This window comes from Parvibaculum sp. MBR-TMA-1.3b-4.2 (genome assembly GCF_053628815.1).
This window is the reverse complement of record NZ_JBRJHC010000001.1, coordinates 2,450,981-2,466,994: the sequence shown is the minus strand read 5'-3', so window position 1 is coordinate 2,466,994 and position 16,014 is coordinate 2,450,981. Positions and strand designations below refer to the sequence as shown.

The following is a 16,014-nucleotide window of genomic DNA, read 5'->3' as shown; positions in this document are numbered from 1 at the left end:
CCGATTGAGATGAAAACCAACGGGTTCAGAGGTTTAGAGCCGTGACGATCGTGAAGATGAAAGGCGACCACGCCGACATTCCCGCCCTGATGACCGGTATCGGCGAGCGCGCGCGAGAAGCCGCCCGCACCCTTGCCCGGGCAACGACCAAGCAGAAGGACGCCGCGCTTCTGTCCGCCGCCATGTGCATTCGCGCCAATGCGGGCGACATTCTGGAAGCCAACGCCGCCGACCTGAAGGCCGCCGAGGATCGTGGCCTCTCCGGCGCGCTGGTGGACCGGCTGACCCTGACCGACGAGCGCGTGGAAGCCATCGCCAAGGCGTTGGAAGACATCGCCGCCCTGCACGACCCGGTCGGCACGACGATTGCCGAATGGGACCGGCCCAACGGGCTTCACATCCAGCGCATCCGCACCCCGCTCGGCGTCATCGGCATCATCTATGAAAGCCGTCCCAATGTGACGGCGGATGCGGGCGCGCTCGCCATGAAGGCGGGCAATGCCGCCATCCTGCGCGGCGGCTCCGAAGCGGTGCGCTCCAATCACGCCATCCACGCCTCGCTTGTCGAAGGCTTGCAGGCCGCCGGCCTGCCCGAAGATGCGATCCAGCTCGTGCCCGTGCAGGATCGCGACTGCGTGGGTGAAATGCTGCGCGGCCTCAACGGCAATATCGATGTCATCGTGCCGCGCGGCGGCAAGAGCCTCGTCGCCCGCGTGCAGGAAGAGGCGCGCGTGCCGGTCTTCGCGCATCTGGAAGGCATCTGCCATGTCTATGTCGACCGCGACGCGGAACTCGACATGGCAATCAATATCGTGCTGAACGCCAAGCTGCGCCGCACCGGCATTTGCGGCGCGGCGGAAACGCTGCTGGTGGACCGCGCCTGCGCGAATACCCATCTGGCGCCCATCGTGGAGGCGCTGATCGCCGAAGGCTGCGAAGTGCGCGTCGACGGCGAAATTCACCTCGCCGCCAAACAGCTGAAGCCCGCCACGGAAGCGGACTGGTTCACCGAATATCTCGACAACATCATTTCGGTGAAGCTGGTGGACGGCGTCAAAGGCGCCATCGACCATATCGAGCGCTATGGCTCGCATCACACCGAATGCATCGTGACGAACAATGCCGAGACGGCAGGGCGTTTCTTCCACGATATCGACAGCGCCATCCTGCTGCACAACGCCTCGACGCAATTCGCCGATGGTGGCGAGTTCGGTATGGGTGCGGAAATCGGCATCGCGACGGGCCGCTTCCATGCGCGCGGGCCTGTCGGGCTCGAACAGCTCACCAGCTTCAAATATCTGGTGCGCGGCGACGGCCAGACCCGGCCCTGACCGCAGATGACAAGCGAGATCACCCCACCCGGTGCAGGCGACGACAGGCGAAACGAAATGCTGACGCCGGGCCTGCGCGTCGGGCTGCTGGGCGGCTCCTTCAACCCGGCCCATGAAGCCCATCTGCTGGTCTCGCGCATGGCGATGCGCGCCCTCGGCCTTGACCGCGTCTGGTGGCTGGTCTCCCCCGGCAACCCGCTGAAACCCGAAAAAGGCATGGCGCCGCTCGCCGAGCGCCTGGCCTCCGCCCGCACCATGGCGCGCGATCCGCGCATCTGCGTCACCGATATCGAACGCCGCCTGGAAACCCGCTACACGGTCGATACCATCGCCTCGCTCGTCACCCTCCACCCGGATGTGCATTTCGTCTGGCTGATGGGCGCCGACAACATGATCCAGCTGCCGCGCTGGTACCGCTGGAAAGAGCTGACGCGCATGATCCCGATCGCGATCTATCCGCGGCCCGGCTATACGCTGAAGGCCCGTCTTTCGCCCGCGGCGCAGGCGCTGCGGCAGGCGACCCTCGATACCGGCGATGCCCGCCGCCTCGCCACGGCGCAGCCCCCCGCACTCTGCTTTCTGGAGGGGCCGGTCAGCTCGCTGTCGGCCACGCAAATCCGCGAAAGCGAAGGCTGGCCCATCACCGCCCGAGAAAGGGACGCTTCGCGGGAAACGGCTGAATGACCGGGCCGAATACCCGTAAGTCCCTGTCACAGAGCGGTAAAATCACGCTCATTGAAACGACATCGACGGAGCTTTATCTTGGGAGGGCAGGCAAGAGCCTGCTTGTCTTAAGTTCGGGAGACCAAAGGGAGTATTTTCCTGAGCATTGAACCTAGGGACCAGACGGTCCAGCGCATGCCCGAAAGGGCGGACGACGGGAGCGACATTCCCGCCTCCAGCGCGACGGCGGCGACGCATCATGCCGACCCCGCCGACAGCGAACAGAGTTCGGCCATGCTGGCGGCAGTGCTTGCCAGCCTTGATGACGACAAGGCCGAAGACATCGTTTCCATCGACCTGCAAGGCAAGACCCCCATGGCCGACCATCTTGTGGTCGCCAGCGGGCGTTCGCAGCGCCATGTCAGCGCTGTGGCCGACCATCTTGTCCGCAAGCTCAAGGAAGCGGGCTTCGGCAGGGCCGATGTGGAAGGCCTCAACCAGGCGGACTGGGTTTTGATCGATGCCGGAGACGTCGTCGTTCATATCTTCCGGCCTGAGGTGCGCGAGTTTTATAAACTGGAGAAGATGTGGGCCGCGGATATTCCGCCTGACGCCCAGCATCACTGACGTCCGGCCGTCTCGCCGCCCGTCCTCCACGCTAGCGCTGCCTGAGTGAAGGCAGGGTGGGAGATATTGTACCCCGATGCGGCTGCGGATCTGCGCCGTCGGCCGCTTGCGTGCCGGCCCCGAGCAACAACTCGTCGACGATTATCTGGCTCGTCTTTCGGCAACGGGACGCGCCATCGGGTTCCCGTCGGCCTCCCTTGCCGAAGTCGAGGAGAAAAAGCGCCTCGAAGGCAGCGCGCTCATGGCCCGCGAGGCGGAGCTGCTGCTTGCCAACATCCCCGCCGGCGCCCGTGTGATCGCGCTGGACGAGCGAGGCGGAAACGAGGGCAGCGAAGCCTTCGCGGCGCGGCTTGGCGCCTGGCGCGACGAGGGCGCCCCCGAAGCGGTGTTCCTGATCGGCGGCGCCAATGGCCTTGCACCGGAGATCCGCGAGCGCGCCGACCATCTGATGAGCTTCGGCAAAATGACCTGGCCCCATATGCTGGCGCGCGTCATGCTCGCCGAGCAGCTCTACAGGGCCGTCACCATTCTCGCCAGCCATCCCTATCACCGCGCATGAGAAACAGGCACGCGCCTTCTCACGTCATGGACACACAACCGGTGTTCCATTACCTTCGGTTGTCTCGCGGGCCTGACGATTCGCCCGGGAATGCGGCACCATTTTCACCACACTCCGAAAGATCATGAACGGCGTCCGACCCCTTGTCCTCGTAACACTGGACGGCTGGGGACTTCGCGCGGAACGCGAAGCCAACGCCATCGCCTTGGCGCGCACGCCGATCTTCGACCGGCTTGCCGGCAAGGGGCTTGAGACCTCGCTCGTCGCATCCGGCGAAGCGGTGGGCCTTGCCCCCGGCCAGCCCGGCAATGCGCAGGCCGCCTATCAGACGCTTGGCGCAGGCGCCCCCGTCGAACATCCGCTGCTGAAGGTCAACCGGGCGCTCGAGGCGAGCGGCGACGATGCCATCACCAATCACCCCGTCATCCGCCAGCTCATCGCCAGAGCCCGCCCGCTGGGCGGCGCGGTGCATCTGATCGGCATGGCCTCGCCCGCCGGCGTCGCGGGCCATCAGAACCATCTGGCCGTCCTTGCCGCCCTGCTCAGTCATGAGGGGATGCAGGTCTGGGTCCATGCCGTGATGGACGGGCAGGATACGCCGCCCCAGGAGGGCATCGTCCATCTGGCCGAACTCACCGAGGACATCGCAGGCGCCGAAAATGCCGAACTCGGCAGCGTGATGGGCCGCCGCTACGGGTTCGATGCGCGCTGCGACCCCGCCCGCGTGGAAACGGCCTTGAAGGCGCTGATCGAAACCGATGCTCCGAGGGCGGAGTATCTCTCCGTTCATCTGGACAATGCCTATAACAAGAACCTGTCCGATGACGACATTCCGCCCGCCATCTCGCAAAACTATCGCGGCATCCGGTCCGACGACGCCGTGCTGCTGGTCAATCTGCGGCCCGACCACGCCCATTCGCTGATTTCCGCGCTGACCGGCCCCGACGCACGGCCCCACGGGCCTGTCCTGTCCGGCGTCTATTCGCTGCTGCGCCTGTCCGGCCCGCTCGATGCCGAAGTCGAATGGATGTACGAGCCCGCGCGTGCGTCGACGACGCTCGCCGAGGCGCTGTCCAGCGCGGGCCTCTCGCAGCTCGCCCTGTGCGAAACGGCAGCGGAGGCCAATCTCTGGACGTTCGCCCGGGCAGGCCGCGACACGCTTCTGTTCGGCGAAACGGTGCTCGTCGCCGACACGCCGCCGCCTGCGAAACTCTTGCGCCGGGGCGACCTGGCCGCCGCCGAGATCACCAGCGAGACCGTCAACGCCATCAAGAAGGCAAGCCACGACCTGATCGTCGCCAATTATCCCAATGCCGCCCTTCTCGGGCGCACCGGCAATCTGAAAGCGACGGTCGCGGCGGTGGAAGCGGTGGACAAGCAGCTCGGCAAGATCGCCGCCCAGATCGAAAAGAGAGGCGGCACGCTTCTGATCTGCGGCACCTATGGCAAGGCCGAACGGATGACCGACCCCGGCTCGGGCGAACAGAGCCGCGTCACCACCGAGGCGCGCGTGCCCTTTGTACTGGCATCGCCCTCGGGCGGGCTCACGCTGCGGCCGGGGACGCTCGCCGATGTGGCGCCCACCCTGCTCAGCCTGCTCGATGTCGAAATCCCCGCCGCGATGCGCGGCCGCCCGCTGATCGTCCCTGAAAACGAGGAGGCAGCCGATCCGGCCTCCGCGGCAGGCCGGATCGGTGTCTGAGGCCGGTCCCATACCTGCATCCCGGCAGGCCGCGCGGGCAGCCTGCGTCGCCCTTCTCGGCCTGGGCCTGATCGCTCCGATATCCGGCCGGGCCGAAACGGCACCCGGCGACGTGGCCGAACCCGGCGACCTGAAGAAGATCGAAACCCAGCTCGAAAAAGCCCGCGAGCGGCAAAAGCAGTTCGAGGCGGAATCCCGCGCCATGGCCAGCGAGATCTCTTCGCTGCGCGAAAAGCTGATCGAGACGGCCGCCAACGTGCAGGAACGCGAGCAGGAGGTCACAGGCTCCGAAGACCGGCTGAAAGGCCTGAAGGGCGCCGAGGCCGTCGTCACCGCCCAGCTCGCACGCCGCCAGGCCGATATGGGCGACCTGCTGGCGGCCCTGACCACGCTGGACCGGCATCCGCCCCCCGCCCTTGCCGTCAGGCCCGACGACGCGCTGGCCGCCATCCGCTCCGCGGCGCTGCTCGGCTCCATCGTGCCCGAACTCCGGCGCGAGGCGGACGACCTCAAGGCCCGGCTGGAACATCTGGCGGCCTTGCGCAAATCCATCCTGGAGGAACGCGACACGCTTTCCACGGCCAGGACCGAACTTTCCGCCGAGCGGGCGAAACTTCAGGCCCTGCTCGATGAAAAGACCACGGCACAGCAAAAGCTCGATGCCCGCGCCCAGGCCGAGGCGGAACGCGCGCGGACGCTATCGCGCAAGGCGACCAGCCTGAAGGACCTGATCGCCCGTTTGGAAGCGGATGCGGCAACGAGGCTGCCCCCGTCACGCCCGGATAGAACGCCCGAAAAGGCCCCGACAGCAGCCCCCGGCACAAAGAACACCGGGAACACCCGGCTGGCCGCCGTCACCCCGCCGCGCCCCTCCATGGTGCTGCCGCCCTCGAAACGCCGCTTTTCCCAGGCAAAAGGGTTAATCAGGCCGCCCGCGACTGGAGAAATTGTTCAGACTTTTGGGAGCAAAATACCCGGAGGAGGCGTTTCAAAGGGTATTCGGGTCGCCGCCCGGCCAAATGCCCAGCTGATCGCCCCTTTTGACGGGAGGATCGTGTATGCAGGGCCGTTCCGCCGCTATGGGCAGCTCTTGATCCTGTCGGTTGGAGAGGGATACCATGTTCTTCTGGCGGGCATGAAACGCATCGATGGTAAGGTCGGTCAGGATATACTTGCCGGCGAACCCATCGGCATGATGGGCCCGTCACCAGATGAGACAGGCCGGGAGACAGCCACCGGCGCAAGGCCTACCCTCTATATCGAATTTCGCAAGGACGGGGACCCGATCGACCCGCGTCCCTGGCTGTTAATGAGTGACAAAAAGGCGCGTGGATAAATGAACAAGTCTGTTGTCGCCGGCTTTGCCGTCGGAACCTTTCTCTCGGTGCTGGCCGTGTTCGGTATGCAGCAAGGCGGGCTGGACATCCCCGCCCATGCGGAAGGCTCCGATACCTTCCGTCAGCTGGACCTCTTTGCCGACGTATTCGAGCGCGTCCGCGCGGACTATGTCGAGCCGGTCGACGACAGCAAGCTGGTGGAGAATGCCATCAACGGCATGCTCACCTCGCTCGATCCGCATTCGAGCTACATGAACCCGAAACATTTCCGGGACATGCAGGTCCAGACGCGCGGCGAATTCGGCGGCCTCGGCATCGAAGTCACCATGGAAAACGGCGTGGTGAAGGTCGTCACCCCGATCGACGACACGCCGGCCAGCCGTGCCGGCATCCGCCCCAACGACTACATCACCCATATCGACGGCAAGGCCATCATGGGCATGACGCTGAGCGATGCGGTGGACAAGATGCGCGGCCCGGTCAACACGCCGGTCAAACTGACCATCGTGCGTAAGGGCAAGGACGAGCCCTTCGACGTCAGCATCACGCGCGACATCATCACCATCAAATCGGTGAAGTACCGCCGCGAGGGCGATATCGCCTATATCCGCATCACCTCCTTCAACGAGCAGACCTCCGACCTGCTGGACGAGGCCGTTACCAATTTGCGCAAGCAGATCGGCGAAGCGAAGCTGAAGGGCTACATCATCGACCTGCGCAACAATCCCGGCGGCCTGCTCGATCAGGCGACGGCGGTAAGCGACAGCTTCATCAATGGCGGCGAGATCGTTTCCACGCGCGGCCGCCATCCGCAGGACACGCAGCGCTTCAACGCCCATTCCGGCGACGAGACGGACAACAAGCCGATCATCGTACTGGTGAACGGCGGCTCGGCCTCCGCCTCGGAAATCGTGGCGGGCGCGCTGCAGGATCACCGCCGCGCGACCATTCTGGGCACGCGCTCCTTCGGCAAGGGATCGGTCCAGACCATCATCCCGCTCGGCTCCGACGGCGCGCTCCGCCTGACAACAGCGCGCTATTACACGCCGTCGGGCCGTTCCATCCAGGCCAAGGGCATCGAGCCGGACATCCAGGTCCGCCAGAACCCGCCCAAGGACAAGAAGAAGCTGCCCATGATCCGCGGCGAAGCGGAACTGCCGGGCCATCTGGCCAATCCGGATGGCGACGAGGAATCCGGCTCGGATTCCTACGTCCCGCAAAATAAGGCCGACGACACACAACTTCTTTACGCTATTGATCTATTGAACGGGAAGAAGCAGGACAAAGCCTTTATCCGTGTGCCCGGCCAGAGCGCCATGGCGAATTGAGACGGCAAACTGAGGTGGCCCGCTAAGACGGCTACCTGAGATGCGATCCGGCGGGGCGGCCGGACGCGCCGGAAAAGGGCGGGAAAGGAGAGCTTTGCCCCGCCCTTTTTGTTGATGTGGGGAACATGACGGCGGAAAGCCCGGGACCGGATCAGATCGAGGAAGCCCCAAGCGAGGCTCCGAAAGAAACACCCGCCAAAGCCGCACCGGCCGGCGACGGGGATGACGCGCCCAAGCGCGGTCCCGGCCTGCTGTCCATCGCAACCATTCTGGTCGCCCTGCTTTATGTCGGCACCCTCGCCTGGCTGGTCCTTGGCGACCACCATCTGGCTGGCGAACCCGTGGCCACGCTCTCCCTTCCCGCCCCCGAAACGGATAACGGCACGGCCGAAGAGGCGGACGGGACGCCCGATATGGGCGTGGACGGCATTTCCACCGATACCGCGCAACAGACCGGAACGCCGGACAAGGCCGACGACAGGAATGGCCGCGTCATGCCGGTGGACAAGACACCGGAAGACGACACGGACGACAATCTGAGCCCCGCCGAAAGGGAACTACTCGCCGCTGCCGACCGCCAAAGCAGCGCCGAGATTGCCTCGCAGGTAAAGATCACCGGCGCGGCAAGCGTGGACGGCATATCCACGCCGAAAACCGCCCCCGGCGCGCGAAGCAGGCTCACAGGCCCGCTTCCCGCGGTGCCCGACAGGGCCCTTGTCGAACGCACCGCGCAGGGGCCGCTGCCCAAGATCGGTCCCCAGGGCCGCAAGCCCTGGCGTGTTTATGCCCGGCCCGCCCCCCCGGGCCTCCCGGCGAAGGGCCGCATCGCCATCGTGGTGAGCGGCATGGGTATTTCCCAAAGCGCCACGCGCCATGCGATCGAAACATTGCCGCCGGAAGTGACCCTTTCCTTTGCGCCCTACGGCCCGGACCTCCAGAGCTGGATCGACAAGGCGCGCGCGGCCGGCCATGAAGTCCTGCTCGAACTGCCGATGGAGCCCTATGGCTACCCCCAGAGCGACCCCGGTCCCTACACGCTCCTGACCTCGCTCCCGGAGACGGAAAACCGGGCCCGCCTCAACTGGCTGATGAGCCGCTTTGCGGGCTATGCGGGCGTGATGAACTATCAGGGGGCGCGCTTTTCCACCTCCGCCACGGCGCTGACGCCCGTGCTCTCCGCGCTCAACAAGCGCGGGCTCATGTATATCGACAATGGCGCCTCCAGCCGCAGCCTCGCCCCCTCCATCGCCGAGGAGGAGGGCTTGCCTTTTGCGCTTGCCGACCGCATCGTCGACCCGCAACAAAGCGCCGAAGTGATTTCCAATTCGCTCGACGATCTGGAAGTGACGGCCAAACAATCCGGCACCGCGCTCGGCGTCGCATCGGGTTTTCCCGCAACCGTCGACGAGATCACCAAATGGGCCGCCGGGCTGAGCGCCAGAGGCCTTGCCCTGGTGCCCGCCACGGCGGCGATACGCGAAAGCCGCTGATTTAGGCCCGAACGCCCTCCGGGCGGACCACCCTGAACGCACCACCTTGGACGGAACCCACATGCCCCGACATGCCGATACGCCGCGCGACCTGAAAGCCGAAGACCTGCCCTACCGCCCCTGTGTCGGCATCATGCTGATCAATGCCGAAGGGCTCATCTGGGTCGGAAACCGCATTCAGGAGGTCGATACCGGCTCGCCGCTCACCTGGCAGATGCCGCAGGGCGGTATCGACAAGGGCGAGGACGCCGCCACCGCCGCGCTGCGCGAACTGAAGGAAGAAACCGGGACCGACAAGGCGGAGATTCTGGGCGAAACCGAGGGCTGGCTTAATTACGACCTGCCCGAGCATCTGATCGGTGTCGCCCTGAAGGGTAAATTTCGCGGACAGGCGCAAAAATGGTTCGCCATGCGCTTTACCGGCAAGGACGACGACATCGATATTGCCGCCGACGCGCATCAGGAATTCAGCGAATGGGCCTGGCTGCCGATCGGCGAGCTTGTCGACCTGATCGTCCCGTTCAAACGGGGCGTCTATGAGCAGGTCATCGCCGAACTCGGGAAATACGCCGTGCCCGCGGGCTAGGGCTTAAATCGCCACCCGGGCGAGCTGCTTGGCGCGCCGGTCCCAGAAGGCCCAGACCAGCTTCGACAGGTTACGCATCAGCCAGCCATGCGGCTTGATGCCGGTGGCCTTGGCGACCATGGACACCAGCCGCTCGACATGCTGGCGCTGATAAAGGGCGAAGGCCCGCTTCTCATACGCCTTGGCATAGGCTTTCCGGTCATAGGCGACCGAGCCGTCGAACGGCGTATTGGCCGCATAGAAGGCGGAGGCCAGCTCGTCGTCATCCGCTTCCGAAACGCGGCCAAGTGCAACGCGCGCCCGGCCGAGCTTCGACGGCACTTTCTCATCGAGGCTGTGAAACTGATCGTAGAAGAGCTTGTAGTGGCGGAACTCATCCGCCGCGACATTGCTCGCGATCTGTTTCAGCACCGGCTCGTCGGTCGCATCGCGGATGGCGCTGTAATAGGAAGATGTGCCGCTTTCCACTACGCAGCGCGCGATGAGTTCGCCGCCCCGGCTGCCGCGTACGGATTCGACCTCGTCGATCGGAATCGAGTAATTCTCGCGGAAGCGGCGAAAGGCTTCCTCGAAGCTGAAATCCGGATCCGCCAGCTCCGCCCAGCGGGCCAGCGCCTGACCGTGCTGAACCTCTTCCGTGCCCCATTTGTAGATGGCTTCCTTCACATCCGGGCAATCGGAAAAGACATTGCAAAGATAGGTCACGTAATCCGGTGCGTTGAACTCCACCAGCGCAGCCGCCTTCACGGCTTTGAGAATATCCGGATCCACCTTGGAGGCATCGAAATCCTCCCAGCGAATATCGTCCAGCGTCCAGTGTCGGCTCATCTCAATCACCTCGGAACATGGCAACAGGCCATCTTGGCTGAATATAAGCCAATCCTGGCAGTGTTTTAAGGGACAGAAGGACACAGCCCGCCCCTGAAAACCCGCCCTCAAACGAAAACGGCGCCTCCCGGGGGAAGCGCCGTCCAGTAGCTTACGCGGCAATCTCGCGGCCTAGAGCATCTTGCGAAGGTCGCGAAGGTGGTCCAGGCGCTCCTGGGCCCGCTGCCGCTTTTCGTCCGTCCGGGCGTCCTCGACATCGTCCTCGGCGTTCTTGATTTCGCCGTCGAGATGCTCGGCGCTGAGATCGGTCAGCGGCACGGCGTGCTCGGCAAGGAGCGTCAGGCCGCCCGCCGTCACTTCCGCGAAACCGCCGCGAACGAAATAGCGTTCCTTGGACTTGCCGCCTTCCTCGACGTCGATGACGCCAGGGCGCAGCACGGTCATGATCGGCGCGTGGCCGGCCATGATGCCCATATCGCCTTCCTTGCCCGGCACGACGACCATATCGACGTCGTCGGACAGCAGAAGCCGCTCGGGGCTCACCAGATCGAAACTCAGCTTGTCAGCCATCATCTAAGTCCTGTTCGGTGCCACTGTTACATGGCTGGCAGGCAAGCGGCGGATTAGGCCGCTTCCTTGGCCAGACGCTCGGCCTTGGCCACGGCGTCTTCGATGGTGCCGACCATGTAGAAAGCCGCCTCCGGCAGATGGTCGTATTCGCCTTCGCACAGGCCCTTGAAGCCCTTGATCGTGTCCTTCAGGTCCACGAGCACGCCGGGCGAACCGGTGAACACTTCGGCCACATGGAAGGGCTGGCTGAGGAAGCGCTCGATCTTACGCGCGCGCGCCACGACGAGCTTGTCTTCTTCCGACAGTTCATCCATGCCGAGAATGGCGATGATGTCCTGCAGGCCCTTGTAGCGCTGCAGGATTTCCTGCACGCGGCGGGCCGTGTCGTAATGCTCGTCGCCGACAACGCGCGGCTCGAGAATACGCGAGGTCGAGTCGAGCGGATCCACGGCCGGATAGATGCCCTTTTCCGAGATGGCGCGGTTAAGCACCGTCGTCGCATCCAGATGGGCAAACGACGTGGCAGGCGCCGGGTCGGTCAAGTCGTCGGCGGGCACGTAAATGGCCTGCACCGAGGTGATCGAACCCTTGGTGGTCGTCGTAATACGCTCCTGCAGCTGGCCCATATCGGTGGCGAGCGTCGGCTGATAACCCACGGCGGAGGGGATACGGCCAAGAAGCGCCGACACCTCGGAACCCGCCTGGGTGAAGCGGAAGATGTTGTCCACGAAGAAGAGCACGTCCTGGCCCTGGTCGCGGAAATGCTCGGCGACCGTCAGACCCGACAGCGCCACACGGGCACGCGCTCCGGGCGGCTCGTTCATCTGGCCGTAGATCAGCGCACATTTGGAACCCGCGGTCGAACCGTTGTTCTCCTTGGGATCCGTGTTCACGCCGGACTCGATCATTTCGTAATAGAGATCGTTGCCCTCGCGCGTGCGCTCGCCCACGCCGGCGAACACGGAATAACCGCCATGCGCCTTCGCGATGTTGTTGATGAGTTCCTGAATGAGCACCGTCTTGCCCACGCCGGCGCCGCCGAACAGGCCGATCTTACCGCCACGAGCGTAAGGGGCGAGAAGGTCCACCACCTTGATGCCGGTGACCAGCATCTCGGCTTCCGTGGACTGCTCGACGAATTCAGGGGCTTCCTGATGAATCTCGCGCAGAGCTTCGCCTTCGATGGGACCGGCTTCGTCCACCGGCTCGCCGATCACATTCATGATGCGCCCGAGCGTCGCTTCGCCGACCGGCACCTGGATCGAGTGGCCCGTATCGTTCACTTCCTGACCGCGGGTAAGCCCTTCGGTCGAGTCCATGGCGATCGTGCGCACCGTGTTTTCACCCAGATGCTGAGCCACTTCGAGCACCAGACGGGTACCGTTATTATCGGTCTCCAGCGCGTTCATGATGGCCGGCAGGTGATCGTCGAATTCGACGTCCACGACGGCGCCAATCACCTGACTGATCTTGCCGACAACATTGCTCATACTGTCTATCCCTGCTTCGCATGCCGGAAAGCGCTCAACCGCTTCCCCGTTATCGTCATCCGGCGCGGCCGGAACCGCATCCATTGCTTCCGCGACCGTTTTCGCCTGCTCCGTCGCAGTGGCGCCCGCAATCGGAGCGTCTTCCTGCCTGGCAGGCGCCGGTAGCGCCTTCGGCCCGGACGCACTCCCCGGAAGGATACGCGCCAGAAGCCTTCTTACATTCGCAAGCAGCCGGCTTCGCCAGCCTTGCCTGTTACCTAACTCGGGCATCGTACCCCTTCGGAATCATCCGGCCTTCCGGCCCTCATATCCTCACGGGGCATTTTCGCCCTTCTCGTTTCCGGCACCGCCCTTTAGAGCGCTTCCGCACCGGAAATAATTTCGATCAGTTCCTTCGTGATCTGCGCCTGGCGCGTACGGTTGTAGGTGATCGTCAGCTTGTCGATCATCTCGCCCGCATTGCGCGTCGCATTGTCCATCGCGGTCATACGCGCGCCTTCTTCGCTGGCGCCGTTTTCGAGCAGTGCCCGGAAAACCTGGACCGACAGATTGCGCGGCAGCAGATCCTTCAGGATCTCCGTTTCGTCCGGCTCGTATTCGTAGATCGCACCGCCGAGACGCGCCACGATTTCCTCTTCGGGCTCCGCACCGTCCACCGAGGCGGGGATCAGCGACTGCGTCGTCGGGATCTGCGTCACGACGTTCTGGAAGCGGGAATAGAACAGCGTGCAGACATCGAACTCGCCATTCTCGAACATGTCGATCACGCGCTGCCCGACCTGATCGGCATGTTCGAACCCGAACTTGCGCACACCGGAAAACTCGATCGTGTCGATAATGTACTCGCCGTAAAGCCGCCTCAGCGCATCCCGGCCCTTCCGGCCGACGCACAGGATCTTCACGACCTTGCCTTCGCCGAGCAGCTTGCCGATGCGTTCGCGCGCCAGACGCACGATGGAGGCGTTGAAACCGCCGCACAGGCCGCGTTCGGCCGTTGCGACGACCAGCAGATGAACCTGGTCCTTGCCATTGCCGACCAAAAGCTCGGGCGCATCGTCCCGATCCTTCATACCGGCGGCGAGGTTGGCCATCACGCGGTCCATGCGCTCCGCATAGGGACGCGCAGCCTCGGCCGCTTCCTGCGCACGGCGCAGCTTCGCGGCGGCGACCATCTGCATCGCCTTGGTGATCTTCTGCGTCGACTGGACGCTGGAGATCCGGTTTCTAAGTTCCTTCAGGCTTGCCATTCGGCGCTATCCCGTGACTGCTTCTTCCATTCCGCCGATCAGGCAAACGCGTTGGCGAAAGCCTCGACCGCGCTCTGAAGCTTCGCTTCCGTATCGGAAGAAAGCTGCTTTTCGGTCCGGATGGTCTCGAGAATATCGGCATGCTTGGAGCGGAAGCTGCGCAGCAGCTCTTGCTCGAAGCGACCGACTTCGGCGACGGCCAGCTTGTCGAGATAGCCGTTCACACCGGCATAGATCACGACAACCTGCTCTTCGACCTTGAGCGGCGAGAACTGACCCTGCTTCAGAAGTTCGGTCAGACGCGAGCCGCGGTTCAGCAAGCGCTGTGTCGCGGCATCGAGGTCGGAACCGAACTGCGCGAAGGCAGCCATTTCGCGGTACTGGGCGAGCTCGCCCTTGATCTTGCCCGCGACCTGCTTCATCGCCTTGATCTGGGCGGAGGAACCCACGCGGCTCACCGACAGACCCACATTCACCGCCGGACGAACGCCCTGATAGAACAGGTCCGTTTCCAGGAAGATCTGACCGTCCGTGATCGAAATCACGTTGGTCGGAATGTAGGCGGACACGTCGTTGGCCTGGGTTTCGATGATCGGCAGCGCCGTCATGGAACCCGAACCATGGTCCTCATTGAGCTTCGCAGCGCGTTCCAGCAGACGCGAATGCAGGAAGAACACGTCGCCCGGATAGGCTTCACGTCCCGGCGGACGACGAAGCAGCAGCGACATCTGACGATAGGCGACGGCCTGCTTGGACAGATCGTCATAGATCGTCAGGGCATGCATGCCGTTATCGCGGAAGAACTCGGCCATGGCGCAGCCGGCAAACGGTGCCAGGAACTGCAGCGGGGCCGGCTCGGACGCCGTCGCAGCGACGACGATCGAATATTCGAGCGCGCCGTTTTCTTCCAGCGTCTTCACGATCTGCGCAACCGTGGACCGCTTCTGACCGATGGCGACATAGACGCAATAGAGCTTCTGGCTCTCGTCGTCGCCCTGGTTCAGCGGCTTCTGGTTGAGGATCGCGTCGATGGCGATGGCGGTCTTGCCGGTCTGGCGGTCGCCAATGATCAGCTCGCGCTGACCGCGGCCGATCGGGATCAGCGCATCGATCGCCTTGAGGCCCGTCTGCATCGGCTCATGCACCGATTTACGGGGGATGATGCCCGGCGCCTTCACGTCCACGCGGCGGCGTTCGGTGCTCTCGATCGGGCCCTTGCCGTCGATCGGATTGCCAAGCGGGTCCACGACGCGGCCCAGCAGGCCCTTGCCGACGGGAACGTCCACAATGGCGCCCGTGCGCTTGACCGTGTCGCCTTCCTTGATCCTTCGGTCGGAACCGAAAATCACGACGCCGACATTGTCGTCTTCAAGGTTGAGCGCCATGCCCCGGATACCGCCCGGGAACTCGACCATTTCACCGGCTTCGACATTGTCGAGGCCGTAAACGCGGGCGATACCGTCACCGACGGAAAGAACCTGGCCGACCTCGGAAACCTGCGCCTCGGCGCCGAAATCCTTGATCTGCTGTTTGAGGATCGCGGAGATCTCCGCAGCCTGAATGTCCATCAGGAAGCCTCTTTCATGGCAATCTTAAGAGAATTGAGTTTGGTCCGCAGCGAGGAATCGATCATCCGGCTGCCGACCTTGACGATGAGACCGCCAAGCAGCGATTCATCAACGGTGGTATCGATATTCACGTCGCGCCCGGTAGCCGATTTGAGCGCGGTTTTGAGCCCGTCGACCTGGGCATCGGAAAGCGCGTGGGCGGAAACCACGCTGGCAGTGATCTCGCCGCGCTTGACCGCGAGCAGCTGGCGAAACGCCGACATCATGCCCGGCAGCGCGAAAAGCCTGCGATTCTTGACGACAAGACCGATGAACTGCGCGGTCAGACCGGCAATCCCGGCCTTTTCCAGCACGGCGGCAATGGCCTTGCCCTGAAGGTCGGCGCCGAAAACGGGACTGCGCACAAGCCGGCGCAGGTCTTCGCTCTCGTCCAGCATTCGACCGATCGAGGCCAGATCATTGGCCACGGCGTCAAGCGATCCCTCGCTTTCAGCCAGTTCGAAAAGGGCGGTCGCATAGCGCCCAGCCACACCAGTTACGGGTTGTTCAGATGACACGTCCGGCGCTCGCCTGTCTTTGTCATGGAAGCTGGCACGCGAAATTTTCAGATGCGAACCAAGCTATTGAAATAACTCGAAAAATTCGGCCAAGTAAGACCGCTGGCAACCCGGTGCCCCCGAGGCCGGGC

At 64.0% G+C, this 16,014-nt stretch carries 15 protein-coding genes; 9 read left to right on the top strand and 6 right to left on the bottom strand.

Translation table 11 applies throughout. The annotated features are described in order from the left end of the window. Positions 1–56: 56 nt before the first annotated feature. The 9 genes from ACSSVQ_RS11845 to ACSSVQ_RS11805 all read left to right on the top strand — a co-directional run bounded on the left by ACSSVQ_RS11845 (position 57) and on the right by ACSSVQ_RS11805 (position 9,623). Positions 57–1,331 (top strand): glutamate-5-semialdehyde dehydrogenase, encoded by a 1,275-nt coding sequence (locus ACSSVQ_RS11845; protein ID WP_454184691.1) that lies wholly within the window; start codon positions 57–59, stop codon positions 1,329–1,331. A 6-nt stretch (positions 1,332–1,337) separates the two neighbouring features. Then, the gene (locus ACSSVQ_RS11840; RefSeq protein WP_454183297.1) at positions 1,338–2,015 is read left to right on the top strand and encodes a nicotinate-nucleotide adenylyltransferase; all 678 of its coding nucleotides are present in this window, start codon (positions 1,338–1,340) and stop codon (positions 2,013–2,015) included. A gap of 174 nt (positions 2,016–2,189) precedes the next feature. Continuing rightward, complete coding sequence (gene rsfS / locus ACSSVQ_RS11835) at positions 2,190–2,621, top strand: ribosome silencing factor (protein ID WP_454183295.1); 432 nt, start codon at positions 2,190–2,192, stop codon at positions 2,619–2,621. A gap of 76 nt (positions 2,622–2,697) precedes the next feature. Next, a complete protein-coding gene (rlmH, locus tag ACSSVQ_RS11830; RefSeq protein WP_454183293.1) occupies positions 2,698–3,180 on the top strand; it encodes a 23S rRNA (pseudouridine(1915)-N(3))-methyltransferase RlmH in 483 nt (160 codons plus the stop codon). Positions 3,181–3,304: 124 nt separating this feature from the next. Next, on the top strand, positions 3,305–4,882 hold the full coding sequence (locus ACSSVQ_RS11825; protein ID WP_454183292.1) for a hypothetical protein: 1,578 nt from the start codon (positions 3,305–3,307) through the stop codon (positions 4,880–4,882). Then, a complete protein-coding gene (locus tag ACSSVQ_RS11820) occupies positions 4,875–6,218 on the top strand; it encodes a murein hydrolase activator EnvC family protein (protein WP_454183290.1) in 1,344 nt (447 codons plus the stop codon). Before ACSSVQ_RS11825 ends, ACSSVQ_RS11820 begins: the two co-directional genes overlap by 8 nt. Then, the gene (locus ACSSVQ_RS11815; RefSeq protein WP_454183288.1) at positions 6,219–7,547 is read left to right on the top strand and encodes a S41 family peptidase; all 1,329 of its coding nucleotides are present in this window, start codon (positions 6,219–6,221) and stop codon (positions 7,545–7,547) included. A gap of 125 nt (positions 7,548–7,672) precedes the next feature. Beyond that, on the top strand, positions 7,673–9,037 hold the full coding sequence (locus tag ACSSVQ_RS11810; protein ID WP_454183287.1) for a divergent polysaccharide deacetylase family protein: 1,365 nt from the start codon (positions 7,673–7,675) through the stop codon (positions 9,035–9,037). Positions 9,038–9,098: 61 nt separating this feature from the next. Beyond that, positions 9,099–9,623, top strand: coding sequence for an RNA pyrophosphohydrolase (locus ACSSVQ_RS11805; protein ID WP_454183285.1), 525 nt, complete (start codon positions 9,099–9,101; stop codon positions 9,621–9,623). A 3-nt stretch (positions 9,624–9,626) separates the two neighbouring features. On the opposite strand, the gene ACSSVQ_RS11800 is transcribed toward ACSSVQ_RS11805, so the two are convergent. The 6 genes from ACSSVQ_RS11800 to ACSSVQ_RS11775 all read right to left on the bottom strand — a co-directional run bounded on the left by ACSSVQ_RS11800 (position 9,627) and on the right by ACSSVQ_RS11775 (position 15,883). Next, entirely contained in the window at positions 9,627–10,451 is an 825-nt protein-coding gene (locus ACSSVQ_RS11800; protein ID WP_293327205.1) for a ferritin-like domain-containing protein, read from the bottom strand. 171 nt (positions 10,452–10,622) lie between these two features. Continuing rightward, on the bottom strand, positions 10,623–11,021 hold the full coding sequence (locus tag ACSSVQ_RS11795) for a F0F1 ATP synthase subunit epsilon (RefSeq protein ID WP_293327208.1): 399 nt from the start codon (positions 11,019–11,021) through the stop codon (positions 10,623–10,625). Between the two features lie 53 nt (positions 11,022–11,074). Continuing rightward, entirely contained in the window at positions 11,075–12,511 is a 1,437-nt protein-coding gene (gene atpD / locus ACSSVQ_RS11790) for a F0F1 ATP synthase subunit beta (protein WP_454183282.1), read from the bottom strand. Between the two features lie 353 nt (positions 12,512–12,864). Further along, positions 12,865–13,758, bottom strand: a complete 894-nt coding sequence (locus ACSSVQ_RS11785) for a F0F1 ATP synthase subunit gamma (RefSeq protein WP_293327212.1) — start codon at positions 13,756–13,758, stop codon at positions 12,865–12,867. A gap of 38 nt (positions 13,759–13,796) precedes the next feature. Then, the gene (gene atpA, locus ACSSVQ_RS11780) at positions 13,797–15,326 is read right to left on the bottom strand and encodes a F0F1 ATP synthase subunit alpha (RefSeq protein WP_293327214.1); all 1,530 of its coding nucleotides are present in this window, start codon (positions 15,324–15,326) and stop codon (positions 13,797–13,799) included. Beyond that, complete coding sequence (locus tag ACSSVQ_RS11775; RefSeq protein WP_293327216.1) at positions 15,326–15,883, bottom strand: F0F1 ATP synthase subunit delta; 558 nt, start codon at positions 15,881–15,883, stop codon at positions 15,326–15,328. Before ACSSVQ_RS11775 ends, atpA begins: the two co-directional genes overlap by 1 nt. Positions 15,884–16,014: the final 131 nt, after the last annotated feature.